The 22,800-nt window shown below is 57.8% G+C and carries 24 protein-coding genes; 16 read left to right on the forward strand and 8 right to left on the reverse strand.

Features of this window, described 5'->3' with window-relative positions; genetic code table 11:
* Position 1 precedes the first annotated feature (1 nt).
* Together ACR0IK_RS00800 and tig are read left to right on the forward strand one after the other, a co-directional pair.
* Positions 2 to 1,126: a porin gene (locus ACR0IK_RS00800; protein ID WP_480640114.1), complete on the forward strand. Its 1,125-nt coding sequence runs from the start codon at positions 2 to 4 to the stop codon at positions 1,124 to 1,126.
* Positions 1,127 to 1,308: 182 nt separating this feature from the next.
* Positions 1,309 to 2,640 carry a trigger factor gene (tig, locus tag ACR0IK_RS00805; RefSeq protein ID WP_480640116.1) on the forward strand — a complete coding sequence of 444 codons (1,332 nt, stop codon included), beginning with the start codon at positions 1,309 to 1,311 and terminating at the stop codon, positions 2,638 to 2,640.
* Between the two features lie 100 nt (positions 2,641 to 2,740).
* On the opposite strand, the gene ACR0IK_RS00810 is transcribed toward tig, so the two are convergent.
* From ACR0IK_RS00810 to rpsF, 6 genes are all read right to left on the reverse strand, one after another.
* Positions 2,741 to 3,589, reverse strand: coding sequence for an acyl-homoserine-lactone synthase (locus ACR0IK_RS00810; protein WP_480640118.1), 849 nt, complete (start codon positions 3,587 to 3,589; stop codon positions 2,741 to 2,743).
* A gap of 97 nt (positions 3,590 to 3,686) precedes the next feature.
* Entirely contained in the window at positions 3,687 to 4,388 is a 702-nt protein-coding gene (locus ACR0IK_RS00815; protein WP_480593384.1) for a helix-turn-helix transcriptional regulator, read from the reverse strand.
* 237 nt (positions 4,389 to 4,625) lie between these two features.
* Positions 4,626 to 5,102: a transglycosylase SLT domain-containing protein gene (locus ACR0IK_RS00820; protein WP_480593386.1), complete on the reverse strand. Its 477-nt coding sequence runs from the start codon at positions 5,100 to 5,102 to the stop codon at positions 4,626 to 4,628.
* A gap of 153 nt (positions 5,103 to 5,255) precedes the next feature.
* On the reverse strand, positions 5,256 to 5,876 hold the full coding sequence (gene rplI / locus ACR0IK_RS00825; protein ID WP_480593389.1) for a 50S ribosomal protein L9: 621 nt from the start codon (positions 5,874 to 5,876) through the stop codon (positions 5,256 to 5,258).
* A 12-nt stretch (positions 5,877 to 5,888) separates the two neighbouring features.
* Positions 5,889 to 6,116, reverse strand: coding sequence for a 30S ribosomal protein S18 (rpsR, locus tag ACR0IK_RS00830; RefSeq protein WP_005608650.1), 228 nt, complete (start codon positions 6,114 to 6,116; stop codon positions 5,889 to 5,891).
* Between the two features lie 27 nt (positions 6,117 to 6,143).
* Positions 6,144 to 6,497: a 30S ribosomal protein S6 gene (gene rpsF, locus ACR0IK_RS00835; RefSeq protein ID WP_039529890.1), complete on the reverse strand. Its 354-nt coding sequence runs from the start codon at positions 6,495 to 6,497 to the stop codon at positions 6,144 to 6,146.
* Between the two features lie 283 nt (positions 6,498 to 6,780).
* Between rpsF and ACR0IK_RS00840 the strand changes: the two genes are divergently transcribed.
* Both ACR0IK_RS00840 and ACR0IK_RS00845 read left to right on the forward strand, forming a co-directional pair.
* A complete protein-coding gene (locus tag ACR0IK_RS00840; RefSeq protein WP_480593391.1) occupies positions 6,781 to 7,299 on the forward strand; it encodes a hypothetical protein in 519 nt (172 codons plus the stop codon).
* A gap of 126 nt (positions 7,300 to 7,425) precedes the next feature.
* A complete protein-coding gene (locus ACR0IK_RS00845; protein ID WP_480593394.1) occupies positions 7,426 to 7,998 on the forward strand; it encodes a YceI family protein in 573 nt (190 codons plus the stop codon).
* A gap of 55 nt (positions 7,999 to 8,053) precedes the next feature.
* On the opposite strand, the gene ACR0IK_RS00850 is transcribed toward ACR0IK_RS00845, so the two are convergent.
* Complete coding sequence (locus ACR0IK_RS00850; RefSeq protein ID WP_480640121.1) at positions 8,054 to 9,280, reverse strand: cytochrome b/b6 domain-containing protein; 1,227 nt, start codon at positions 9,278 to 9,280, stop codon at positions 8,054 to 8,056.
* 170 nt (positions 9,281 to 9,450) lie between these two features.
* Here ACR0IK_RS00850 and fabD point away from each other — a divergent pair, with 170 nt between their 5' ends.
* The 7 genes from fabD (at position 9,451) to mltG (ending at position 15,785) form a co-directional block, all read left to right on the forward strand.
* A complete protein-coding gene (fabD, locus tag ACR0IK_RS00855; protein ID WP_480593400.1) occupies positions 9,451 to 10,389 on the forward strand; it encodes an ACP S-malonyltransferase in 939 nt (312 codons plus the stop codon).
* 41 nt (positions 10,390 to 10,430) lie between these two features.
* A complete protein-coding gene (fabG, locus tag ACR0IK_RS00860; protein WP_480640124.1) occupies positions 10,431 to 11,168 on the forward strand; it encodes a 3-oxoacyl-[acyl-carrier-protein] reductase in 738 nt (245 codons plus the stop codon).
* Positions 11,169 to 11,377: 209 nt separating this feature from the next.
* Positions 11,378 to 11,611 (forward strand): acyl carrier protein, encoded by a 234-nt coding sequence (locus ACR0IK_RS00865; protein ID WP_008756330.1) that lies wholly within the window; start codon positions 11,378 to 11,380, stop codon positions 11,609 to 11,611.
* 140 nt (positions 11,612 to 11,751) lie between these two features.
* Positions 11,752 to 12,291 (forward strand): GNAT family N-acetyltransferase, encoded by a 540-nt coding sequence (locus ACR0IK_RS00870; protein WP_480593406.1) that lies wholly within the window; start codon positions 11,752 to 11,754, stop codon positions 12,289 to 12,291.
* 120 nt (positions 12,292 to 12,411) lie between these two features.
* Complete coding sequence (locus tag ACR0IK_RS00875; protein ID WP_480593408.1) at positions 12,412 to 13,155, forward strand: 1-(5-phosphoribosyl)-5-[(5-phosphoribosylamino)methylideneamino]imidazole-4-carboxamide isomerase; 744 nt, start codon at positions 12,412 to 12,414, stop codon at positions 13,153 to 13,155.
* A gap of 203 nt (positions 13,156 to 13,358) precedes the next feature.
* Positions 13,359 to 14,624, forward strand: coding sequence for a beta-ketoacyl-ACP synthase II (fabF, locus tag ACR0IK_RS00880; protein ID WP_480593410.1), 1,266 nt, complete (start codon positions 13,359 to 13,361; stop codon positions 14,622 to 14,624).
* Positions 14,625 to 15,785 carry an endolytic transglycosylase MltG gene (gene mltG, locus ACR0IK_RS00885; RefSeq protein WP_480640127.1) on the forward strand — a complete coding sequence of 387 codons (1,161 nt, stop codon included), beginning with the start codon at positions 14,625 to 14,627 and terminating at the stop codon, positions 15,783 to 15,785.
* A gap of 39 nt (positions 15,786 to 15,824) precedes the next feature.
* Here mltG and ACR0IK_RS00890 read toward each other — a convergent pair whose 3' ends face one another.
* On the reverse strand, positions 15,825 to 17,081 hold the full coding sequence (locus tag ACR0IK_RS00890) for a DEAD/DEAH box helicase (RefSeq protein ID WP_480640129.1): 1,257 nt from the start codon (positions 17,079 to 17,081) through the stop codon (positions 15,825 to 15,827).
* 447 nt (positions 17,082 to 17,528) lie between these two features.
* Here ACR0IK_RS00890 and ACR0IK_RS00895 point away from each other — a divergent pair, with 447 nt between their 5' ends.
* The 5 genes from ACR0IK_RS00895 (at position 17,529) to ACR0IK_RS00915 (ending at position 22,792) form a co-directional block, all read left to right on the forward strand.
* Positions 17,529 to 18,569, forward strand: a complete 1,041-nt coding sequence (locus ACR0IK_RS00895; RefSeq protein WP_480593415.1) for a linear amide C-N hydrolase — start codon at positions 17,529 to 17,531, stop codon at positions 18,567 to 18,569.
* Between the two features lie 487 nt (positions 18,570 to 19,056).
* The gene (locus tag ACR0IK_RS00900) at positions 19,057 to 20,427 is read left to right on the forward strand and encodes a DNA-packaging protein (RefSeq protein WP_480640767.1); all 1,371 of its coding nucleotides are present in this window, start codon (positions 19,057 to 19,059) and stop codon (positions 20,425 to 20,427) included.
* Positions 20,428 to 20,595: 168 nt separating this feature from the next.
* Positions 20,596 to 21,174, forward strand: coding sequence for a hypothetical protein (locus ACR0IK_RS00905; protein ID WP_480640131.1), 579 nt, complete (start codon positions 20,596 to 20,598; stop codon positions 21,172 to 21,174).
* Positions 21,175 to 21,411: 237 nt separating this feature from the next.
* Complete coding sequence (locus ACR0IK_RS00910) at positions 21,412 to 22,581, forward strand: phage portal protein (protein WP_480640133.1); 1,170 nt, start codon at positions 21,412 to 21,414, stop codon at positions 22,579 to 22,581.
* A complete protein-coding gene (locus ACR0IK_RS00915; RefSeq protein WP_480593420.1) occupies positions 22,574 to 22,792 on the forward strand; it encodes a GTA head formation protein, RCAP_rcc01685 family in 219 nt (72 codons plus the stop codon). Before ACR0IK_RS00910 ends, ACR0IK_RS00915 begins: the two co-directional genes overlap by 8 nt.
* Positions 22,793 to 22,800 lie beyond the last annotated feature (8 nt).

Genomic DNA, 22,800 nt, shown 5'->3' on the forward strand with positions numbered 1-22,800 from the left:
AATGACGCAGAAACTAAAACTGTCCTCAATGGCGGCTGTGCTGGCCGCGACAACGGCAATTCCTGCCGCAGCCGAATTGAAGTACGAAAATAGCAGCGGCGGCTATGTGCTGTTGTACGGTCAACTCGATCCGGCGATCGTATCCGTTGATGACGGCGAAGAAACAGAAACTCGTTTGCTGGACAACGACCTTTCCAACAGCCGTGTCGGCCTGCGGCTGATGCAGCCCTACGGAAGCAACGAGTTCATGTTCCGCTTTGAAACCGGGCTGGGTCTGCCAAGCACCGGAACGGCCAACCAAGATGGTACCAATACCAATGGTTGGACCCGTGAAGACATCCGCCACGTCGATTTCTCGTTGAAGGGTGGTTACGGCAAGTTCTCGGCCGGTCAAGGTAGCATGGCCTCGGACGGGGCCGCCGAGGTTGACCTGTCCTATGTCGGAACGGCTTTGTACTCGTTCACTAACGATGAAAACGGTGCCTTCTTCTATCGCGGGACAGACGGTGTCCTGAGCGATATCACAGTGGGTGACTCGTCCAGCAACTTTGATGGCGCGCGTCGCGGGCGTATTCGCTATGACACGCCCGATTTCAACGGGTTCTCGGCCGCGATTGCCTATGGTCAGAACATCCTGTCCAGCAGCGATGACGACGACTATTACGATATCGCGATTTCCTACGGAAACACATTCGCCAATGGCGTCGAGTTTGCCGCCAGTGTGGCATATGCGGTCCGCGATTTCGATGATAGCTCGGGTGAGCGGAAGGATACAATCGGGTCCGCTTCGGTTCTGTTGCCCAGCGGGTTCAGCTTTACGGCCGCATTGGGCACGCGTGACGACACGGCGACAGGGGCCAGCGATCCTGACTATTGGTACACCAAACTGGCCTATGAAGGAGACTGGGTGTCCTGGGGCAAAACCGGTGTCGGTATCGATTACTTTGACGGCTCGGATTTTGAAAACTCCGGGTCCAGCACCAAATCCTGGGGCATCGCTGTCGTGCAGCGCATCGACAGCATCAATACCGATGCGTACCTGAAATACCGCAACCACGATTTCGACGACACGGTCGACTTTGACAACAACGAAGCATGGGTTTTGGGCGCGCTCTGGAAATTCTGATCCAGCCCATATGACAAACAAGCGCCCCGGTTATGTCCGGGGCGTTTTTTTGTTCAAATCGTCGGTAAAACAAGGCCGATTGGGCATTGCCCCCTTGCACGTGGGCGGCTGGGCAAATAGAAGGCGTCAAATTTGCCCGGCGCGCCGTTTTGCGCGCCCCGAATCCTATGGGGACTACCATAATGCAGGTTACCGAGACGCTGAACGAAGGTCTGAAACGCGGTTACAACATCGTCGTATCCGCGGCTGAGCTGGATGACAAAGTGAATGAAAAGCTGGTCGAAGCGCAGCCTGAAGTCGAGATGAAGGGTTTCCGCAAAGGCAAGGTGCCGATGGCACTGCTGAAAAAGCAGTTCGGTCAGCGCCTGCTGGGTGAAGCGATGCAGGAAAGCATCGACGGCGCCATGAATAAGCATTTTGAAGCCAGCGGTGACCGTCCTGCGCTGCAGCCCGAGGTCAAAATGACCAACGAGGACTGGAAAGAGGGCGACGACGTTCACGTCGAAATGTCCTATGAAGCACTGCCCGAGATTCCAGAAGTTGACCTGAAGTCGGTCGAGCTTGAAAAGCTGGTCGTCAAAGCCGATGACGCGGCCGTCGATGAAGCACTGAACAACCTGGCCGAAACCGCTCAGAACTTCAAAGCGCGTCGCAAAGGTTCCAAAGCCAAGGACGGCGATCAGGTCGTGATCGACTTCGTTGGCAAAGTGGACGGCGAAGAGTTCGAAGGTGGATCGGCCGAAGACTACCCGCTGGTTCTGGGTTCCAACAGCTTCATCCCCGGCTTCGAAGAGCAGTTGGTTGGTGTGAAGGCCGAGGAAGAAAAAGACGTCAACGTCAAATTCCCGGAAGAATATGGTGCCGAGCATCTGGCCGGTAAAGACGCTGTCTTCACCTGCACCGTGAAAGAGGTGAAGGAGCCCGTTGCGGCCGAGATCAATGACGAGTTGGCCACCAAGTTCGGTGCCGAAGATCTGGAAGCGCTGAAAGGCCAAATTGCAGAGCGTCTGGAAGCCGAATACGCAGGTGCATCGCGCGCGGTTATGAAGCGCGCTCTGCTGGATATTCTGGACGAGAAGGTTTCTTTCGACCTGCCGCCCTCGCTGGTTGAAGCAGAAGCCAAGCAGATTGCGCATCAGCTGTTCCACGAGGAAAACCCGGATGTGGAAGGCCACGACCACGGTGAGATCGAGCCGACCGACGAGCACAACAAGCTGGCCGAGCGCCGCGTGCGTTTGGGCCTGCTGCTGGCCGAACTGGGTCAGAAGGCCGAGGTCGAGGTTACTGATGCTGAAATGACCCAAGCGATCATGAACCAGGCGCGTCAGTACCCTGGCCAGGAACGTCAGTTCTTTGAGTTCGTGCAGCAGAACGCTCAGATGCAGCAGCAACTGCGCGCCCCTATCTTCGAAGACAAGGTCATCGACTACATCGTCGAACTGGCTCAGGTCGCTGACAAGGAAGTCAGCAAAGACGACCTGCAGAAAGCCGTTGAGGCACTGGAAGAGGAGTAACCCTCTTCCGCCCATCTACAACATGGGCACCAAAAAAAGCGGAGCCGCCTGGTAATCAGACGGCTCCGGTGGATGGCTTTTGTACTATGAGGTGAGGGGGTCAAGCCTCATGAGCAAAAGCACGGGGGGTACTTAGCAGAGCGCTTTTCTGCTCTGGCGTGAAACGGTCCGAAAGGGCCTCGATCAATTTCAGTACATCGTTGACCTCATCTTTCGTCCTTGCCGAATGCATCTGTTCGACAAAGTATTTTTCAAGCTCGGTCAGCGGCTGGTGATCAACATTGGCAGGAGATTCGGTCCGGCTGCGGGCAAAAAGTGCAAGGGCCTGTTCTTCCGTCAGAAAGACATCATGTTCGATCCCCGCATAATCGCGAATACCCGTGATACGCTCGTCCGAACAATCCATCATCGCAGCCATTGCAACCACCTTGCCCATCGGTTTGGCGGTGCCGAGGTAGTCATAGGGTGCGTTGCCCGATCGCTGCAGGACGCGGTTCATGACCGGATCAATCACGGCGATTGAATCCAGCACACCAGCCGTTTTTGCGTATTCGAACGAACCGATCATGACTTCGCTGGTGACATAAGAAACTGAGTTCTTGCCGCGTCCGCGGCCAAGTTTTTTGGTGTCGACGCAAAACCGTGTCGCCTCCCAAACCTGCGAGCTGCGCAACGGCGGTTCTCCATCCAGGATCGAATTGAATACGTCCGACAACATATGCGGCCCTGTGGTTTGCAACAGGCGCATGCACCCAACGACGTCCCCCTCGTCGTTGATGCTGACCACGTGTGCGGGATTCAGGTCGTCGAACATGTCCCGTTCGCGGCCATCCACGATGTTGACTTCCCAGCCCAAGCGATCTCCGAACACGCGTGCCCGCAGTTTGAACATTTCGTCCAGGACGTCTTTAAACTTATGTTGGTTGATACCATCAATTACGATGATCATTTCCATCCCCCTACAGTCTGGTTACCGTGACTCAAGAGTTAACCAAGTCGTGGACAGAAACTATTGGGGATTTCCCGTATTTTTGCGTTTTTTTCGCTTACCCAGGCGCAATTAGGCCCAGACCTATGGCCCTGCCTATGGCCTGCGGCGTGGTCAACGCACCCAGTTTTTCGCGACCCGAGCGCATGTGAACCTCGACCGTTCGGTGCGAAATCGACAGAATATCGCCGATATCCTGCTGCGATTTACCTTCGGCCACCCATTGCAAGATCTCTTTTTCGCGCGTGGAAAGAGACGGCAAGTAAAGCGCTTTGGCGAGCACGCCTGACTGCATAGTCGTGTCATGTGCATGTACGGCGGCCATTTGAAGATCGCCCATAACGTGCTTTTTGAGTGACTCCCACTCATGGTCAGAGCAGTCGCGCGTGACGCTGAGTATTCCGCATTCGCCATAAGGGCCACGGACCGGAACCGTCAGCCCACGCGGCGTAATACCAAAATCGTGGGCGTCACGGAAGACGGCGTTGAATTTCTCATCGTGGTTGAAGCGATTCCAATCGACCGGGGCGATGCTGAGAACGGACTGATAAATCGTCGGATCGAAATGGTGATACCCGTGGCTTCCATAATGAATCTTCCATTCGTCAGGATAATTCGCATACCCCTGAACGTCCCCTTTGACAGGGTTCATTGTGGCATAAGACGCATAGTCGAAGCCGAGTTCCTCGCAGACAGAGTTTATAATATCTGCGGTCGACTTCTCCTGATGGTCGAGCGCGGCCAAGTCTATGAGTTTCACCTGTCCAACCTTTGTGCGGCACTTCTCATCCCCCAAAGTGCCAAGTCCGTCCGAATTCATGTCCACGTTGCGTCAACCGATGCATTAAGTGCAAGGGTAATGTTCGTATCGCACAGGCTTAATGCGTGCTTCGCGCAACAGAAAACAGCGAATCCTCCCAATTTCGGAGGAAATCCACCTAATTTGACGCGAATTCGCGTCGGATGTCCATGATTATTGCCCAAGAGGCAATGGCTGCTATTGAGGTCGCAGTCCGGTTTCGACCAACATGCCCTGTGCTTTGGCCTCTGGATAATACCCTTTGGCATACAGAAATATCGCCCGTTGCTGGTCACCGTCCGACAGCAACCACGCACCGCGCAGGTACTTACCCGCAAATTCGAGGTTGGTGTCCGCGTCCAGCAGCCCCTGTGCATTCCCAGAATAGCCCATCGAGCGCGCGGTGGCGGGTAGAATCTGCAGCAGGCCGTAATAGGGACGGTTCACAGCCCAGGGGCGATGGGTGCTTTCCCGGATCGCGAGCTTGTGCACCAGCTCGCGCGGAACTTCGTAGTGGTCCGCCCAACGGTTGATTGATGCGCGCAACTCGGGCGTCTCGTTGGGGTATAGCGGCGGATCGAACGTATCCTGTGTCTGCGTGCCCGGCCCGCCGCAGGCAGCGAGGGGAGCTGTCAACAAAATGGCCAAGACGCTGCGGCGCAAGAATGATGTCATCTGTGTACTCCGAAATTCAGGCGGCGATGATAGGAAACACGAAGCTGCATGCAAGCGCAGGTCCAATTTCTGGCTGAATTTCGCCCGTTGGGCGTGTGTACAAAAAAAGGCCGCACAATTCGTGCGGCCTTCGCAAATCTCACTTCAGCCGGATCAGGCTTTGGCTTCGTCTTCTTCAGCCGAGGCTTCTTCGGCGACCAGTTCTTCGTCTTCCGAAGCGGCGGAACCGATGTCGTCGAACAGTTCTGCGATCTCGAATTCGGCAGCGGCTTCTTCTTCAGCGGCCAGTTCCTGGATCGATTTGCCCGACGCCTGCAGTTCGGCTTCTTCTTCCGAACGGGCGACGTTCATCTTGATCTCAACTTCGACCTCGGGGTGCAGTTTGACTGCCAGCGAGTGCAGACCCAGTTCCTTGATCGGTGCGATCAGGGCGATCTGTTTCTTGTCGACCGAGAAGCCAGCTTCGGTTGCGGCGTCTGCGGCGTCACGCGGGGTGACCGAGCCGTACAGAGCACCGGCATCCGATGCCGAGCGAATCACGATGAACTGCTGTCCGTCCAGCTTTTCAGCCAGCGCTTCAGCTTCTTTCTTGGTTTCCAGGTTGCGCGCTTCAAGCTGCGCTTTCTGGGCTTCGAACGAGGCGATGTTCGACTCGGACGCGCTCAGCGCTTTGCCCTGGGGCAGCAGGAAGTTGCGGGCGTAGCCGGGCTTGACGTCAACGACGTCGCCCATCTGACCCAGTTTCGCAACGCGTTCCAGAAGGATAACTTGCATGTCAGTCTCTCCTTACTTCACGGCGTAGGGCAGCAGGGCGAGGAAGCGGGCGCGCTTGATAGCACGGGCCAGTTCACGCTGCTTTTTCGCCGAAACGGCGGTGATGCGCGAAGGTACGATCTTGCCACGCTCAGAGATGTAGCGCTGCAGCAGACGGGTGTCTTTATAGTCGATTTTCGGCGCGTTCTCACCCGAGAACGGGCAGACCTTGCGGCGGCGGAAAAATGGTTTTGCGGCCATGGTTTATGTCCTTTCGTCAGGCGTTGATCAGCGGCGCTCGCGGCGGCCTTCGCGCTCATCGCGCTTCTGCATCTGGACCGAGGGGCCCTCGGCATGCTCGTCGACCTTGATGGTCAGAACGCGCATGACGTCTTCATGCAGGCGCATCAGGCGCTCCATTTCCTGAACGGCGCCAGCGGGGGCGTCGGTTTTCAGGAAGGAATAGTGACCCTTGCGGTTCTTGTTGATCTTGTAGGCCATCGTCTTGACGCCCCAATACTCGCTGTCGACGACGTTGCCGCCGTTGTCAGCCAGAACTGTGCCGAAATGTTCGACGAGGCTTTCCGCCTGCGCGTTGGACAGGTCCTGACGCGCGATCATTACATGCTCATACAGTGGCATGTGCACTCCTGTTTTTATCAAGGCGCATTTCATAGGCGGGGCCGTTTTATCCTTCGCGACCCTGCCACGAGAGGCTGCGCGATTCATGTGATTTGCGAAGGATGGCCCCATATACACGTTTCAGCCTGAGGGGCAAGCCCTGCCACAGGTGCCTTGGTGAAGTCGCGCTATTTCCATTGCGCTGCCCAAATCCTGACGTTTTTCGGCTCAAAGTTGTTTTCATACCGGGGATTATCCGGAGAAACCGGACCCAGGACGGCAACCTGAAAACAGGGTGAGAGATATGACCGCGATGAATACGAATACATTCGAAGAGTCCGCAAACACCGCGAACTATGAGAAATCTGTACCAGTGCTGATCGGGTTCGAGCCGAACTGGAAGGTCCGAATGGTTCTGGCGCGCGTTGCAGGGGCGTTTCTGATCGTGATGGCGTTTTCAATGTGGCTGATGGAGAGTTCCGCCATGGCGACCGAGGTCTGGCCGATCAAACTGGCCGCATCGCTGTTGTTTCTGCTGGTTGGGGTCAGCCTGCTGACGGTCCAAATCCTCGACGCCCGTCCTGACGCCTATTTCGACCCAATCCGCCGTGAAGTTAGGGTGCTGCAAAAGAATGAAAACGGACGTCCGCAAACCGTTCTGCGCCGCAGCTATGACACGCTGGGTGGCGCGCGCTTTGCCGACGAACAGGTCGAGTTGTTCGACGTCGATGGTAGCTTGCTGATGAAGCTGCCGCTGCAATCGGCGGATGTCAGCCGAGCGCTAAAGGGTCAATTGAGCGGAAGTGTAACAATCTTCGCCTAAGATTTATTCTGTTCACTAAAGAACAGAAACTGTGAGAGAATGATACTTGTGTGCTGCCTTTAGGCAGCACATTTTTGTTATCGAGCAACCCAACAGGTTTGCATTCACAAAATTGCGGAGTTTGTCATGAAATCCACCCTTATTGCTGCTGCACTGGCCGTTTCGGCGACCTCGGCGTTTGCAAGCGCCGAGAAATACACTCTGGACCCCAGCCACAGTCAGGTTGTCTTCAGCTATAACCACCTCGGTTTCTCGACCACAACCGGCATGTTCTCGGGCTTTGAAGGCGAGATCATGTTCGATCAGGAAGACCCCACCGCATCCAGCGTTTCCGTTTCGATGCCCGTAGTCGAGATTTTCACCGGTTGGAAACCGCGCGAAGATCACTTCATGACCGAAGATTTCTTCGGTGTGGCCGAAGGTGACATGATCACCTTTACCTCGACCGGTATCGAGGTCACCGGCGAAGGCACCGCCAACATTACTGGCGACCTGACCATGAACGGTGTAACCAAATCGGTCGTGCTAGATGCCAAGCTTAACCAGGTAGCTGAGCACCCGATGGCGAACAAGCCTTGGGCGGGCTTCGATGCGACCACCACGCTGGTGCGCAGCGATTTCGAACTGGGTCAATTCGCACCGTTCGTCGGCGACGAAGTTGAAGTTCGGATTTCGATCGAGGCACAGAAGGCTGAATAAGCCAGTTTCGATCCTCTGAAACGAAGCCGCCGGGGTATTGCCCCGGCGGTTTTTCTTAGCTCTCGCGCTCGGCTGTCAGGTTGACTGAGACTGCGACCCCAAAGCCCAGCGATTCTTCGGTTGGTTGAGAGGTGCCAACGTCGAAATCCAGACGGTTCAGTTCCAATTCTCCGACCATCGCGGCGGTGTTCTCCTGCAGGTCAAGGGTGAATGGCAGCGCGACGTCCACCGATTTGTCGCGGATTGTCAGGGGGCCACGCGCCTCATACCCGGTGTCTGTCTTGTAGATTTCAGCTTTGAATTGGGCGGTCGGGAACTGGGCGCTGTCAAAGAAATCGGCGGCCATGGCCTGATCTGTCACCGTTCCCAATGTCAGTGACGTGATGGAAACTATTACATCCACGGATCCAGCCAGCCCCGGTTCCGCCGGATCTTCAAAGGCGATTGCGGCGGTCCATTCGGCGAAACGGCCGGTCACCGGGCTGCCCAACTGGGTGATTGTGATGGACAGGTCGCCGTCCTGCACTTGCCAGTCCGACTGCACTTCGGTCAGTTCAGCGGTATCGGTCGCCGCGACGGAGTGGTCCGAGAAGACGCCGATGGACCAACCACCGGTCAAAACCGCCACCCAGACCGCCAGCGCCGCAATGGCGGGGATCATTGAATGATGCTGAGCCGGAGGCTCGGGCGCGTCCGATTTGCCGGGCAGCATGCGGCGCAGGGTGCTGTCCTTGTCGACCACATGGTGCTTAAGAGCCCCGGCAATATGCATGACCAAGGACCCGGCCAAAACCCAGATGAACAGCCAGTGCAGGCCGGACGTCACCTCGGAAACAAAGGGCGATTTGGGCACGAAAGGCAGGTTTTGCCCGAAGGGCCACAGGATCGGCGCGAACCCTTCTGAAGCAGCGTGGTGCAGCCAGCCCGTCAGCGGCACCAGAACCAGCGAGGCATAGAGCATCCAGTGAACGGTTTCGGCGGCGAAGGCTTCGGGTTTATTCTCTGCGTTCAGCAGGCCCGGCTTGGTCTGCGTCACGGCCCACAGGATACGGGCAAGGGCGACAAAGAAAACTGTGACACCCACGGTCTTGTGCAGCGAGAACAGGCGCGTTGCCCGAGCGATATCGTCCTCGGTGGTCGGGATTGAGGGGTCATAGATCGCGTGGGCCAGATCATTGGCGATCCATCCCAAAGGTAGCGCCGTAAAGATCAGCAGGGCGGTCAGCCAATGGAACGTCTTGGTCACGCTGCCATAGCTGGAAAAGGTATTGGTTGAGGGCATCTGTTGCTCCGGGCTGGGGTAGCTGGGTTCAACCTAAAGCCATGGGATCAGGACTCAATAGCGGGATGCGCACATCAAAAGTGCCACAGTGCAGAGGTCATGCAATGCTTGTGCCGCGTCCACACTCGGTTTACACCCCCCGGCAACCTAACGTCATCCAAGAGGTCGCAATGACACGCGCATTCGTTTTTCCGGGGCAGGGCGCCCAAACCATCGGGATGGGCAAAGCTCTGGCCGAGGCTTACCCGGCAGCTCAGGCTGTGTTCGACGAGGTCGACGAAGCGCTGGGTGAAAAGCTGAGCAGCCTGATCTGGGAAGGTGACATCGCGGACCTGACGCTGACGCAAAATGCGCAGCCGGCGCTGATGGCAACCTCGATCGCCGCGATGCGCGCGCTGGAAGCCGAAGGCGTTTCGGTTACCGATGCGGCCTTTGTTGCGGGGCACTCGCTGGGTGAATACTCGGCATTGGCTTCTGCTGGTGCTTTGTCGGTTGCTGACACGGCGCGTCTGCTGCGCACACGTGGTCAGGCCATGCAAAGCGCCGTGCCAGTAGGCGAGGGCGCAATGGCCGCAATTCTCGGCCTTGATCTGGACGCCGTGCGCGCAGTTGCCGAAGAGGCGGCCCAGGGAGAGGTCTGTCAGGCCGCAAACGACAACGACCCGACCCAGGTTGTCGTTTCGGGCTCCAGAGCTGCCGTCGAGCGTGCGGCAGAAATCGCCAAGGAAAAGGGTGCCAAGCGCGCTGTGATGCTGCCGGTGAGCGCTCCGTTCCATTGCGCGCTGATGCAACCTGCAGCTGATGTGATGGCTGAAGCTCTGGCCGCCGTTGAAATCAAGGCACCCGCCGTGCCGCTGGTTGCGAACGTGCGTGCTGAAGCCGTTACCGACCCAGACCTGATCCGTCAGTTGCTGATCGAACAGGTCACAGGCTCGGTCCGCTGGCGCGAAAGCGTGCAGTACATGGCCGCGCAGGGCGTGACCGAGGCGTGGGAGATCGGCGCGGGTAAAGCGTTGTCGGGCATGATCCGCAAAATTGACCGCGACATCGCAGGCAAGGCCGTTGGCACGCCGGAAGACGTGCAAAAGGTCACCCAGGCCAAATCGTAAGTTGAAAACGTCTCGTTGGGACGCACCAAGAGGGAAACCGAATGTTTGATTTGACAGGTAAGAATGCGCTGATCACCGGCGCTTCTGGCGGTATCGGGGGCGATATCGCGCGCGCACTGCACGCGGCGGGGGCCACTGTCGGGCTGTCTGGTACGCGGATCGAGCCACTGCAGGCGCTGGCGGATGAGTTGGGCGAACGCGCCCATGTCCTACCTTGTAACCTGGGCGACCCCGAAGCCGTCGCAGCGCTGCCGAAACAGGCGGCGGATGCGATGGGATCGGTCGACATTCTGGTCAACAACGCGGGCATTACGCGGGACAACCTGTTCATGCGGATGTCAGACGAGGAATGGCAGAGCGTGATCGACGTGAACCTGACCGCCACCGCCAAGCTGTGCAAAGGCGTGCTGCGCGGCATGATGAAGGCGCGCTGGGGCCGGATCATAAACATCTCGTCTGTGGTGGGTGCAACCGGCAACCCGGGTCAGGTCAACTATGCCGCGTCTAAGGCGGGCATGGTCGGCATGACCAAGTCGCTGGCCTATGAGGTCGCAAGCCGCGGAATCACGGCCAACGCGGTGGCTCCGGGTTTCATCACTACGGCCATGACCGATAAGCTGACCGACGATCAGAAATCTGGCATCCTTACGCAGGTTCCAGCTGGCCGCATGGGCGATCCATCGGAAATTGCCGCGGCAGTTCTGTACCTTGCCAGCCCCGAAGCGGGTTATGTCACAGGAACAACCTTGCATGTGAATGGCGGTATGGCCATGTTGTGATCGCAGACCGAGACAGGCGCGAAAGCGTTTGCCTCGGGCGTTGTCTGTGTTATAGGCGGCGCATGTATGCAGGGGTCGGCCAAACGGTCGGCCTTCTACTTTCCCGGTAATCGGGGACCCAAACCGCCCAGACCGGGCAAATCAAAGCCAGCCTGAGCGGGCAAGGGCTGAACCGGGCATTAAGCCCTGAAATGGAATGAGGAATAGACATGAGCGACGTCGCAGATCGCGTTAAAAAGATCGTTGTTGAGCACCTGGGTGTTGAAGAAGACAAAGTAGCCGAGAACGCTTCGTTCATCGACGATCTGGGTGCAGACAGCCTGGACACCGTTGAACTGGTCATGGCCTTCGAAGAAGAGTTTGGCATCGAAATCCCGGATGACGCAGCCGAAACCATCCAGACCTTTGGCGACGCCGTCAAATTCATCTCTGAAGCGTCCTAATCGCTTCGAAATCTTTAAAAACGGCGCTTCCGGGCAACGGAGGCGCCGTTTTTTTGTGCCTGTCTGGATTTCGGACTTGCCAGGGTGAGGCTGCGTTCGCAACGATCACTCTGAGGCAAAAAAACTTGAGCGGGCAGGGCATGATACGATCCACCCCGACGATAAACACATCGCGCCTGATGCTTTGCGGCATGCGGCCCGAGGATTTCAACCGGTTCGCCGAGATATGGCGTAACCCCTGCATCGTGCGCCATATCGGCGGCAGGCCACGTTCGCGCGGTGAGGCGTGGGATTCGTTTTTGCGCAACGCGGGGCATTGGCAGATGGCCGGGTTCGGGCAATGGGCCGTGTTGCAGCAATCGAATCGGCTGATGATCGGTCAGGCGGGATTTTTCTATGGCAACCGTGCGCTGGGAGAAGATTTCGACAGTTTTCCCGAAGCCGGGTGGATTCTGGTGCCCGAGGCGCAGGGGCAGGGGTTGGGGTTTGAGGCGGCCCAAGCAGCGCATGACTGGTTTGATCGCATCATGCCCGGTCCATTGGTAGCAATGGTAAATTCGGCGAATGCAGTCTCGCAGAAGCTGGCCCAAAAGCTGGGTTACACAGTGACGCGTGAATGCGAATACAATGGCGCTCCGGTTGTGCTGCTGCGCCGGAACGGGCCACCCGCTCGCATGTAGTCTCAACTTGGGTGCAATGCCGCAAAATGATCTCAGTTTGCCGAAACTGGCGGCATTAGAGACTATGCAGGTCTGTATGATATACTGAATTGCAATGCGATTGAGCGGAGGAGCGTGCTCATGAGGATTTATCCCACTATGGAACTGCAGAACGGTCGGTGTGTATCACTGGAAAAAGGCCGTCTGGACGAAGCTATGATTTGGCACGTGGACCCCGTCGAAACTGCGCGTGGGTGGTCAGCCGCTGGTGCGGATTGGATGCAGTTGACTGACTTTGACGCGATTGAAGGCCGGGACACCAATGCCGAGTTGATTGAAGAGATCATCCGCTCGTCTGAGATGTCGGTGCAACTGGCGGGCGGCATGCGTACCCGTGAGCAAGTCGAACATTGGATTGACAAAGGTGTAGCGCGTATTGTCTTGGGTACGCTTGCAGCTTGGGATCCGATCCTGGTCAAGGAACTTGCCAAACTTTATCCGGATCAGATCGTTCTGGCTGTGGATGTCTGGCAAGGGCAGGTGATGACCGAAGGCTGGCGCAGCCAAAGTGCGTTCACCCCGGAAGCATATATCGAGGCGTTCGCCGACACTCCGTTTGCCGCTATTCTGGTGACGGATATCGACAGCGACATGGAGGATGTCGAGGCGCAATTGGGCCTGATCTCTGGGCTGGCTGAGAAGTCCCGTACGCCGGTTATCGCCAGCGGTGTGGTGCGTACTGCTGACGATATCTCTCGCTTGGCGTATATTCCGAACATTGCGGGTGCAATTGTCGGACGTGCACTGTTCCACAAATCGATTGATCTGGCCGAGGCATTGGAAACGGCTCAGGCAGCACACGAACCGGTTGCTCAATTCCAGTAATGGGCTGACAAGAAGGAAACCGCCTGTCGTCCACTGCGGCGGCAGGCGGTTTTTGCATTTAGAACCGTTCTCGTGATGGCGAGCAGTGTTTCATTCTGTTTCGGCAGGTTGATGCCGGAAGGGAATATACCGTGGCTCTTGCCCCCGGACCCCGGGCCGGGGTATGAGCGGTTCTCAAACAGGAAGCAGGCAAGAGGCATTTCATGCGCAGAGTCGTTGTAACCGGTCTGGGATTGGTCACTCCGTTGGCCAGCGGGGTCGAGGAAACCTGGTCGCGGCTGCTGGACGGAGAATCCGGTGCGGGCCCGATCACTCAGTTCGACGCTGAGGCAAGCGGGGTCACCACGACCTATGCCTGCGAAGTGCCGCGCGGAGACGGTACGAACGGAACGTTCAACCCCGACGATTGGATGCCGCCGAAAGAGCAGCGCAAGATCGAGGATTTTATCCTGTATTCAATCGCAGCGGCAGATATGGCCTGTCAGGATGCGAACTGGTTGCCCGAGGATGAAGAGGATCGCCTGCGCACCGGCGTTCTGATTGGTTCGGGTATCGGTGGTCTGGGTTCCATCGCGAACACGGCCAATCTGATCCGCGACAAGGGTCCGCGCCGCGTTTCGCCCTTCTTTATTCCCGGCGCGCTGATCAACCTCGCCTCGGGTCAGGTCTCGATCCGACATGGTTTCAAAGGTCCGAACCATTCGGTGGTGACCGCCTGTTCGACCGGCGCACATGCCATTGGCGACGCCAGCCGTATCATCCGTGCTGGTGACGCTGACGTGATGGTTGCAGGTGGCGGCGAGGGTTGCATCTGCGAGATTGGTATCGCGGGCTTTAACGCGTGCAAGGCGCTGTCGACCAAGTACGCCGACGATCCGAAGAAAGCGAGCCGCCCTTATGATGTCGACCGTGACGGGTTCGTCATGGGTGAGGGTGCGGGCATTGTTGTGCTGGAAGAATACGAGCATGCCAAGGCGCGTGGCGCGAAGATTTACGCAGAGGTTCTGGGCTATGGCATGTCCGGTGACGCCTATCACATCACCGCGCCGTCTGAGGATGGTGATGGGGCAGAGCGTTCCATGAAGGCCGCCCTGCGCAGTGCCGGGTTAGAGCCAAAGGATCTGGATTATATCAACGCGCATGGGACTTCGACCATGGCGGATACGATCGAACTGGGCGCGGTGGAGCGTCTGCTGGGCGATCATTCGGGCAACGCCACCATGTCGTCGACCAAATCGGCCACGGGCCACCTGCTGGGCGCGGCTGGCGCGATAGAGGCGATCTTCTCAATCCTTGCGATCCGCGATCAGGTGGCCCCGCCGACGATCAATCTGGACAACCCGGCGGTTGAAACGCCGATTGATCTGGCGCCAAATGCCAAACGCGAACGTGTGATCAACGTTGCCTTGTCGAATTCGTTCGGTTTTGGCGGTACCAATGCCAGCGTGATTTTCGGAAAGGCTAGCTAAATGTGGCGGGCTTTGGCATCAAACGCGCTGACCATCCTGGTGGTCGGCCTGTTTCTTATCGGCGGTCTGATCCTTTGGGGGCAATCGCAGTACAAGGCCGAAGGCCCGCTGGAAACCGCCATATGCCTACAGGTGAAAAGCGGGTCGAACATGACTCGCGTCAGCCAGCAGTTGGAAGATGAAGGTGCCATCAGCAGCGCCATGATATTCCGGATGGGCGCGGATTACACCGACAAGGCGCAGCAGTTGAAAGCGGGCAGTTTTCTGGTTCGCGAAGGCGCGTCGATGGCGCAGATCATCGAAGATATTACCAGCAGCGGTGCCAGCACCTGCGGGTCCGAGATTGAATATCGCGTTGGTGTAACTAGGGTACAAACCCGGGTGCGTGAGTTGAACCCAGCCACTCTGGAATTTGTTGAGATTGCCAGTTTCGAGGCCGGTGAAGAGGAAGCCCCCGCAGAATATGCTGAAAAACGTCAAGATGCCGACACACGATATCGCGTTTCGGTGGCCGAGGGCGTGACCTCGTGGCAGGTAGTCGAGGCGCTTAGGGGCATTGACGCTCTGACCGGTGAGGTGTCCGAAGTTCCAGCCGAGGGCATGCTGGCACCCGACAGCTATGAGCTGGCCCCGGGTGATGACCGAGCTGCCGTGCTGCAGGACATGCAGGCGAAGCAACAGTTACGGATCAACGCGGTTTGGGAAAGTCGACAGGACGATTTGCCGATCAGCAGCCCCGAAGAGATGCTGATCCTGGCCTCAATCATCGAGAAGGAGACCGGTGTTCCACATGAGCGCGGCCAAGTGGCCAGTGTCTTTGTGAACCGGCTTGAGAAAGGTATGAAGCTGCAGACGGACCCGACCGTGATCTACGGTGTCACTAAAGGTCAGGGCGTTCTGGGCCGCGGTTTGCGCCGTAGTGAATTGCGCCGCGCAACTCCTTGGAATACCTATGTGATTGACGGTTTGCCGCCCACACCAATCGCCAACCCCGGCCTCGCAAGCCTTGAGGCCGCGGTGGCACCGGAGGATACAGACTATGTGTTCTTTGTTGCGGATGGAACTGGTGGGCACGCGTTTGCGGAAACTCTGGATGAGCACAACCGCAACGTCGCCAAATGGCGAGAAATAGAAGCCGAGAGAAATAGCTCGGGCAACTAAGAAAAGGGTCGCGTCGAAAAACGCGGCCCTTTCTTTTTCTTATGCAGCGGGACGTCTGCGTGGACGGCGACGTTTTGACGACACAGGTTTCAACGTCGAATTCGCTCCGTGCGGTCTACGCCCCCGGAACCCGCTGCGATTGCGCGGTTTTTTGGGTTCGGCGTATTCAGGCATGGTGCCGCTGGCGACTGGAATTTCAATCTTCATTAGCTTTTGAATCTGCAGTAGCTGGTCCAGCTCATCCGGCGCGCAGAAGGCAATGGCTTCGCCTTCACGACCGGCGCGGGCCGTGCGACCAATGCGGTGGACATAGTTGTCTGGCACCTCGGGCAGGTCATAGTTGATTACATAGGCAACACCCGGAATGTCGATGCCACGCGCGGCGACATCGGTGGCGACCAGCACGTTGATCTCTCCGGCGCGGAACGCCTTGATCGCGCGGTCGCGCTGGCCCTGACTTTTGTTCCCGTGGATTGAGGCGGCGTTGAACCCGTCCGCCACAAGGCCTTTCATCAATTTCTCGGCCCCGTGTTTTGTACGGGCAAAGACCAGCGTCAGGGCGTTCATGTCTGCCGAAAGGACTTCGCGCAGCTTCCGCGGTTTTTCAGCCCTGTCGAGGAAATGAACAGACTGCGTGATCTTGTCTGCGGCCTTGCCCGGGGGCGAAACCTGCACCCGTTGCGGGTTGGTCAGATAGGACTGGCTGAGTTCCTCCATCAGCTTCGGCATTGTCGCCGAAAACAGCATGGTCTGACGCGGCGTGCCTAAAGCGGGCTCGATTTTGCGCAATGCGTGAATAAAGCCCATGTCCAACATCTGATCGGCCTCATCCAACACCAGATGGCGGACTGTGCTGAGGTCGACGGCGCCACGTTCCATCAGGTCGATCAGGCGGCCCGGCGTAGCGACCAGAATATCGGTGCCGCGCGACAGGAACGAGATTTGCTTGCCGATGGATTGCCCGCCGACAACGGTGGCCACGCGCAGTTTTGTTTTCTTGGTCAGGTTGCGCAGGCTTTCGGCGATCTGGTTCACCAATTCGCGGGTCGGCGCCAGGATCAGGGCCTTTACCGTTTTAGGCGCAGGCTTACCCGGCTGAGCCAGCAGGTAGTCAATCAGCGGCAGGCCGAAGGCCAGCGTCTTGCCGGTGCCGGTTTGGGCCAGCCCAAGTATGTCGTGGCCCTGCAGGGCCAGCGGGATTGCCTGATTCTGGATCGGCGTGGGTTGGGTAAAGTTTGCGCGTTGCAGCGCGTCATTCAGGGCCGGGGCAAGGCCCAGCATGTCAAAATCGAACAAGTATCATTCCTTTACAACCCGTGATGACTGGTCACCACGGACAAGTGAGACTAGCCACGCAAGTTGCGCGACCGGCAGGGTTTTTGCGAAGCCTCGCGGCGCACAGGCGAGTCCTGTGCATCCGGTCGTCGCATCAAGAACCCTGCGTGAAGGGGAACTGGAAAATAGTGGGGCGCTGTGGGGCCGGATTGTCGACCGTGTATGCTCACGCGTCAGCGCTGTCCTGTGGGGCACATGCTGGTTTAGTGTGGGAATGTCAAGGGTTGGTCTGAAATGAGGGGGTAGGCTCGGCCGCTTCCACCTGGGGTTGGCCGACGAAATTCAGAATCCTGTACGCAGCGTAACTTTGAAATTCCAAGACGGTTTTGGCTTCAAATTGCCTATAAAACTACCAAATTTCAGAGACATTGGTTCATCATGGGCAAACTATCAAAAGGATTTCCTGCAATGAATGTAAAGGTACTTGGGGCCTCCATTTTGTCTGTGGCACTTGCCGCGTCTTCTGCAATCGCGTGTTCCCGGATCGTCTATGAAACCGCAGATGGATCCTTCCTTACGGGGCGGACGCTTGATTGGTTTGAAGATACCGCGACAGACCTTTGGGCTTTTCCTCGCGGGATGGAGCGCAATGGCGGTGCCGGTGAAAACTCGATAAAGTGGACTTCCAAATACGGGTCGGTCGTTGCGACCATCTATGATGGTGCAACTGTTGATGGAATGAACGATGCCGGGTTGGTTGGCAACGCACTCTATCTTGCCGAAGCCGATTACGGCACCGAGACTGCCGGGGATAAGCCACGCCTGTCTGTTGGCGGCTGGTTGCAGTACTTCTTTGATAATTTCGCAACGGTCGAAGAAGCCGTGGCTGCAATGGAACAGGACCCGTTCGTGATTGTGGCTCCGATGCTGCCAAGCGGACATGAAGCAGGCGGGCATGTGGCGCTATCCGACGCGTCCGGCGACAGCGCAATTTTCGAATATCTCGACGGCGAGTTAGTCATCCATCATGGCCGCGAGTTTACGGTTATGACGAACTCTCCGACGTTTGACGAACAACTTGCCATCACGACCTATTGGGGCGAAGTCAACGGCCTCTCGTTTTTGCCGGGAACGCATCGGTCTTCCGATCGGTTTGCACGGTTGAGCTGGAACCTGAATGCGGTGCCTTCATTCGAAGACAAGAACGACGCAACGGCGGCGGTTTTTTCTTTGGTTCGCTCTATTTCCGTGCCGTTTGGTGTGACAGACCCCGATCGTCCTAACATCGCGTCAACAACATGGCGCACGGTCGCCGACCATGAGCTGGGGCGGTATTATTACGAGAGCGTGTTCAGCCCGACGCTGTTTTGGGTGGATATCGAAAACCTTGATCTTTCAGAAGGGGCATCAACACTGAAGCTGGAGCTTGGTGAAAAGCCTATCCTTGCCGGTGAGGTCTCAGCCAGCTTTGAGCCTTCCCAGCCATTTCGGTTTCTCGGTGATACGTAAGGTACTCTTGTTGGGGTACGATCACTGACGGCTCGGTCCAACCCGCACGAGGTCTTTTACAATCTCCGTGCGTAGCCCGTTGCGCCCGTGTTGCGTGAAATCTTGACTTTGCGTTCTTATTCTCGTATAAGTTGTGTCATGCTAGAAGAAGTGGGCAACGGCCCCGGGGCGACCCGGTGGCCGTTTTTCGTTTCTCTCGTGCGGAAAAACTCACGCATGAGGTCACAGGCAAACATGACTTTGATTACCCCGGAAGAGCGGATGTCCCAGACGGCAGAACTTTTGCAGTCGCTTGAGACATCCATTCGCGGTTTGCGCCAGGCAGCGGAAGAACTGCGCAGGCAGATCGGAGCCGGGGAGGATGCAGACCTTGCCGGAGCAGGCAAGCAACTTGGGCAGTTAGAGGGGCTGATCCGAAGTTGTCAGAAAGTGGAGACAAGCTTTGTCGAACAACATCACAGACAAGCCGGAATTGCCCAAGGGGGGTATGCGCTCGACCTTGAGCGCGCTCGATTTGAGATCGGGTGCAGGTTGGCTCGCCTCCGAAGATGCTGCGGTGCGGGACAGATTTCTGAGTGAGATCGGGGAGGGGGGGCTGTGCGCCCTCCCTTTCCTGTTTGAATTCTGGGCGCTACCGCACCAGTTGCCGCCCGAGGGCGACTGGCGTTCCTGGGTGATCATGGGGGGGCGGGGAGCTGGCAAGACGCGCGCCGGGGCCGAGTGGGTGCGGTCGTTGGTTGAGGGGGCTAGGCCGCTGGATCGTGGTGAAGCCGGCCGCGTTGCTTTGGTTGGTGAGACTTTCGACCAGGTGCGCGATGTGATGATCTTTGGCGATAGCGGGATCCTGCAGTGTTCACCGCCAGATCGACGACCTCAGTGGAAGGCTTCGGAACGCAAATTGATCTGGCCCAACGGCGCCGAAGCGCAGGCGTTCTCGGCGCATGATCCCGAAGGGTTGCGGGGACCGCAGTTCGATGCGGCCTGGGTGGATGAACTGGCGAAGTGGAAGAAGGGCAGCGAGACTTGGGATATGCTGCAATTCGCGTTGCGGCTGGGGGACAGGCCTCGGGTCTGCGTGACCACGACACCGCGCAATGTGAAGGTTTTGAAGGAATTGCTGGCGTCTCCGTCGACGGTACAGACCCATGCGCCGACCGAGGCGAACCGGGCCAATCTGGCGGACTCCTTCTTGGAAGAAGTCCGCGCGCGTTACGCTGGCACGCGGCTGGGGCGGCAGGAGTTGGACGGAGTGTTGCTGTCGGATGCTGAGGGGGCGCTGTGGACCGGGTCGATGCTGGAGGCAGCGCGCTGCGCGCAGGTGCCCGAATTGGATCGCATCGTGGTGGCGCTAGACCCGGCGGTGACGTCCGGTTCACGCGCGGATGCTTGCGGGATCGTGGTTGTCGGCGCGCAGCTACAGGGACCGCCCGAGGAGTGGCGCGCCTATGTGCTGGCTGACCGGACGGTGCAGGGCATTGGCCCGGCGGGCTGGGCGCAGGCGGCGATTGACGCGATGGATGAATTCGGGGCCGAACGGCTGGTGGCCGAGGTCAATCAGGGCGGGCAACTGGTGGAAGAGGTCGTGCGGCAGGTGGCCCCTTTGGTCCCGTTCCGCGCGGTGCGGGCGTCCCGCGGGAAGGTGGCGCGGGCCGAACCAGTGGCGGCATTGTACGAGCAGGGGCGAGTGGCCCATGTGGACGGGCTGGACGCGTTGGAGGAGCAGATGTGCCAGCTGACCGCGCGCGGGTTCGAGGGGCAGGGTTCGCCCGACCGGGTGGATGCGCTGGTCTGGGCGCTGCATGAGTTGATTGTGGGGCCAGCGGGGGCGTATCGGCGACCGAGAGTGCGGAGTTTGTGAGGTATAGCTGGGGCGCAAGTGTCTCGCTATTGGCAGGCTAATGCGCATTCGTTCTTGTAAGGGGTTACTTTTGGGAAGTAATTGAAAGTATAACTTTATTGCTCAGCCCAAAATCGTAGGGTGCCTTGCAGAATCGGAACGTTGGGCACCTGCTGCTTCGGTGAATTTATGTCAGTTTCTTCAGTTGTTAAGACGACCGCCGGTGCATTGGCTTTGGGGTTTTGTCTGCATGGATGTGCGCAGAAATCCTCAGTCGAAGTAGCTTCATTGGAGACTAGGCAGCCGGTTGAAATGCAACTGGCTATCGGAACTTTTGTCGAATTCTGCTACCGATCAGCACCAGACTTTTTGGGTTTGGAAGAAAAAGCGTTGTCTGGCAGCTACATACGCGCGCTAAACGGTTGGCTTGAACACTCGGATTATTCGTTAGACTTGGTCACACGTGATCATCAAGAATACAGAACATGTCAATTCGCGTTTACTTCAAGCCAGTCTGAGGTTGACTTTGAAGGTCACATGAAAGGTCCATTCAGCGCCAGAGAAATCTCCACAAAAGAATTTCGTCGTCTCTTTGACCAAAAAGGTTACGAAATGCCTCTTGGTGGGGTGACCCGAAAAACGTTCGTAAGCAAAACCGAGTTCGAGGATCGTGTCCCGGCGGTGTTTTATGGGTTCGTTTTCGATGCACCAGGTGTTGCCGCGAGCAATTCCTACTTTGGTTTGATCCTTCAGACTAACAAAAATTGAAGTTTATACATCATGGCCAATTCAGGTCGATCACTAAGCTGGCATGATGAATTGTTGGCAAATTGGTCTCGACGTCGAATTTTTCAAGAGTTTTACAGTCTGCCGGTACCTATGTGTAGACCAAGACCAACCCGTTGCCTAACCCCCGTACGCCCCATTCCCGAGGCTTAAACTTCTTTCCCTCATAACTCCTTTCAACGAGCCGGACACAGCGGCGACAGAAAGGAGCATCTGGACATGGTATTCGATTTCTTGCGTCGTGGAGCGGTCGGGGAAGCACCCGAGGCAAAGGCCAGCGCGGCGGGCCCCGTGGTGGCTTGGCAGACGGGCGGGCGCGCGGCGTGGAGCCCTCGGGACACGGTAACGCTGACACGGACGGGGTTTTCGGGAAACCCGGTGGGGTTCCGCTCGGTCAAGCTGATTGCCGAGGCGGCGGCGGCACTGCCCTTGGTGTTGCAGGATCAGGCGCATCGGTTCGATGTGCATCCGATGCTGTCGCTGATGCGCCGTCCGAATGCGGCACAGGGGCGAGCGGAGTTGATGGAGGCGCTTTTCGGGCAATTGCTGCTGTCGGGCAATGCATATGTTGAGGCTGTGCAGGCCGAAGAGGGCCTGCCGGTAGAACTGCATGTACTGCGATCCGACCGGATGAGCGTCGTACCGGGAGCGGACGGTTGGCCCAAGGCGTATGACTATGAGGTCGGCGGTAAGAAGCACCGGTTCGCGGTGGAAAATATCTGCCACATCAAGTCCTTCCATCCGCAGGACGACCATTACGGGTTTTCGCCGATGCAGGCGGCGGCGATGGCGATTGACGTGCACAACAGCGCATCGCGGTGGTCGAAATCGCTACTCGATAATGCGGCGCGGCCTTCGGGGGCGCTGGTGTGGAAGGGTGATGGCCATGGGGTAATGGCCGAGGATCAATTCCGGCGTCTGTCAGACGAGATTGAGCAGAACTATCGCGGGGCGCGGAATGCTGGCCGACCGATGGTTCTGGAAGGGGGGTTGGATTGGAAGCCGATGGGGTTCTCTCCGTCCGATATGGAGTTTCAAAAGACTAAGGAAGCCGCCGCCCGCGAGATCGCGCTGGCCTTTGGGGTCCCGCCGATGTTGCTGGGGATCCAGGGTGACGCGACCTATTCGAACTATCAGGAGGCCAACCGGGCGTTTTACCGCCTGACCGTGCTGCCCCTGGTGACGCGGGTGGCGGCTGCGGTGTCTGAATGGCTCTCGGGCTATACCGGTGAGGACCTGATGTTGAAACCTGATTTGGATCAGGTACCCGCATTGGCTGCCGAGCGGGATGCGCAATGGGTGCGGGTCAGCCGGGCCGAGTTCCTGACCGATGCGGAAAAACGGTCTCTGCTGGGCCTTCCGGCGCTGGCGGAGGGTGCGGATGAGTGAGGGATATCCGCCATTTGATTGTGCGCCGGGCCTGCGCCTGGCCGCGCATGAGCGGGTCGCCGAGATTCAGCACGCGCATCTGTGCCGTCGGCTGGATCAGATCGAAGAGATGATGGAGCGGTTGGAAAAGCGGTTGTGGCTGACGGTCTACGGCGTCGCGGCGGTAATCCTGGCGCAAGTGTTTCAATCGTTCCTTGCGGCATCGCCGTGAAATCAGAG

The organism is Ruegeria sp. BF7 (genome assembly GCF_056538605.1).

What these genes read in the sequence shown, in the direction of transcription:
- ACR0IK_RS00870 (WP_480593406.1), top strand. Translation starts at nt 11,752, where the DNA reads ATGATACGATCCACCCCGACGATAAACACATCGCGCCTGATGCTTTGC.
- rpsF (WP_039529890.1), bottom strand. Translation starts at nt 6,497, where the DNA reads ATGCCACTGTATGAGCATGTAATGATCGCGCGTCAGGACCTGTCCAAC.
- ACR0IK_RS00905 (WP_480640131.1), top strand. Translation starts at nt 20,596, where the DNA reads ATGTCAGTTTCTTCAGTTGTTAAGACGACCGCCGGTGCATTGGCTTTG.
- ACR0IK_RS00810 (WP_480640118.1), bottom strand. Translation starts at nt 3,589, where the DNA reads ATGATCATCGTAATTGATGGTATCAACCAACATAAGTTTAAAGACGTC.
- ACR0IK_RS00865 (WP_008756330.1), top strand. Translation starts at nt 11,378, where the DNA reads ATGAGCGACGTCGCAGATCGCGTTAAAAAGATCGTTGTTGAGCACCTG.
- ACR0IK_RS00845 (WP_480593394.1), top strand. Translation starts at nt 7,426, where the DNA reads ATGAAATCCACCCTTATTGCTGCTGCACTGGCCGTTTCGGCGACCTCG.
- ACR0IK_RS00910 (WP_480640133.1), top strand. Translation starts at nt 21,412, where the DNA reads ATGGTATTCGATTTCTTGCGTCGTGGAGCGGTCGGGGAAGCACCCGAG.
- rpsR (WP_005608650.1), bottom strand. Translation starts at nt 6,116, where the DNA reads ATGGCCGCAAAACCATTTTTCCGCCGCCGCAAGGTCTGCCCGTTCTCG.
- ACR0IK_RS00840 (WP_480593391.1), top strand. Translation starts at nt 6,781, where the DNA reads ATGACCGCGATGAATACGAATACATTCGAAGAGTCCGCAAACACCGCG.
- rplI (WP_480593389.1), bottom strand. Translation starts at nt 5,876, where the DNA reads ATGCAAGTTATCCTTCTGGAACGCGTTGCGAAACTGGGTCAGATGGGC.
- ACR0IK_RS00820 (WP_480593386.1), bottom strand. Translation starts at nt 5,102, where the DNA reads ATGACATCATTCTTGCGCCGCAGCGTCTTGGCCATTTTGTTGACAGCT.
- ACR0IK_RS00875 (WP_480593408.1), top strand. Translation starts at nt 12,412, where the DNA reads ATGAGGATTTATCCCACTATGGAACTGCAGAACGGTCGGTGTGTATCA.
- ACR0IK_RS00900 (WP_480640767.1), top strand. Translation starts at nt 19,057, where the DNA reads ATGCGCTCGACCTTGAGCGCGCTCGATTTGAGATCGGGTGCAGGTTGG.
- fabD (WP_480593400.1), top strand. Translation starts at nt 9,451, where the DNA reads ATGACACGCGCATTCGTTTTTCCGGGGCAGGGCGCCCAAACCATCGGG.
- mltG (WP_480640127.1), top strand. Translation starts at nt 14,625, where the DNA reads ATGTGGCGGGCTTTGGCATCAAACGCGCTGACCATCCTGGTGGTCGGC.
- fabF (WP_480593410.1), top strand. Translation starts at nt 13,359, where the DNA reads ATGCGCAGAGTCGTTGTAACCGGTCTGGGATTGGTCACTCCGTTGGCC.
- ACR0IK_RS00850 (WP_480640121.1), bottom strand. Translation starts at nt 9,280, where the DNA reads ATGCCCTCAACCAATACCTTTTCCAGCTATGGCAGCGTGACCAAGACG.
- ACR0IK_RS00895 (WP_480593415.1), top strand. Translation starts at nt 17,529, where the DNA reads ATGAATGTAAAGGTACTTGGGGCCTCCATTTTGTCTGTGGCACTTGCC.
- tig (WP_480640116.1), top strand. Translation starts at nt 1,309, where the DNA reads ATGCAGGTTACCGAGACGCTGAACGAAGGTCTGAAACGCGGTTACAAC.
- ACR0IK_RS00800 (WP_480640114.1), top strand. Translation starts at nt 2, where the DNA reads ATGACGCAGAAACTAAAACTGTCCTCAATGGCGGCTGTGCTGGCCGCG.
- ACR0IK_RS00915 (WP_480593420.1), top strand. Translation starts at nt 22,574, where the DNA reads ATGAGTGAGGGATATCCGCCATTTGATTGTGCGCCGGGCCTGCGCCTG.
- fabG (WP_480640124.1), top strand. Translation starts at nt 10,431, where the DNA reads ATGTTTGATTTGACAGGTAAGAATGCGCTGATCACCGGCGCTTCTGGC.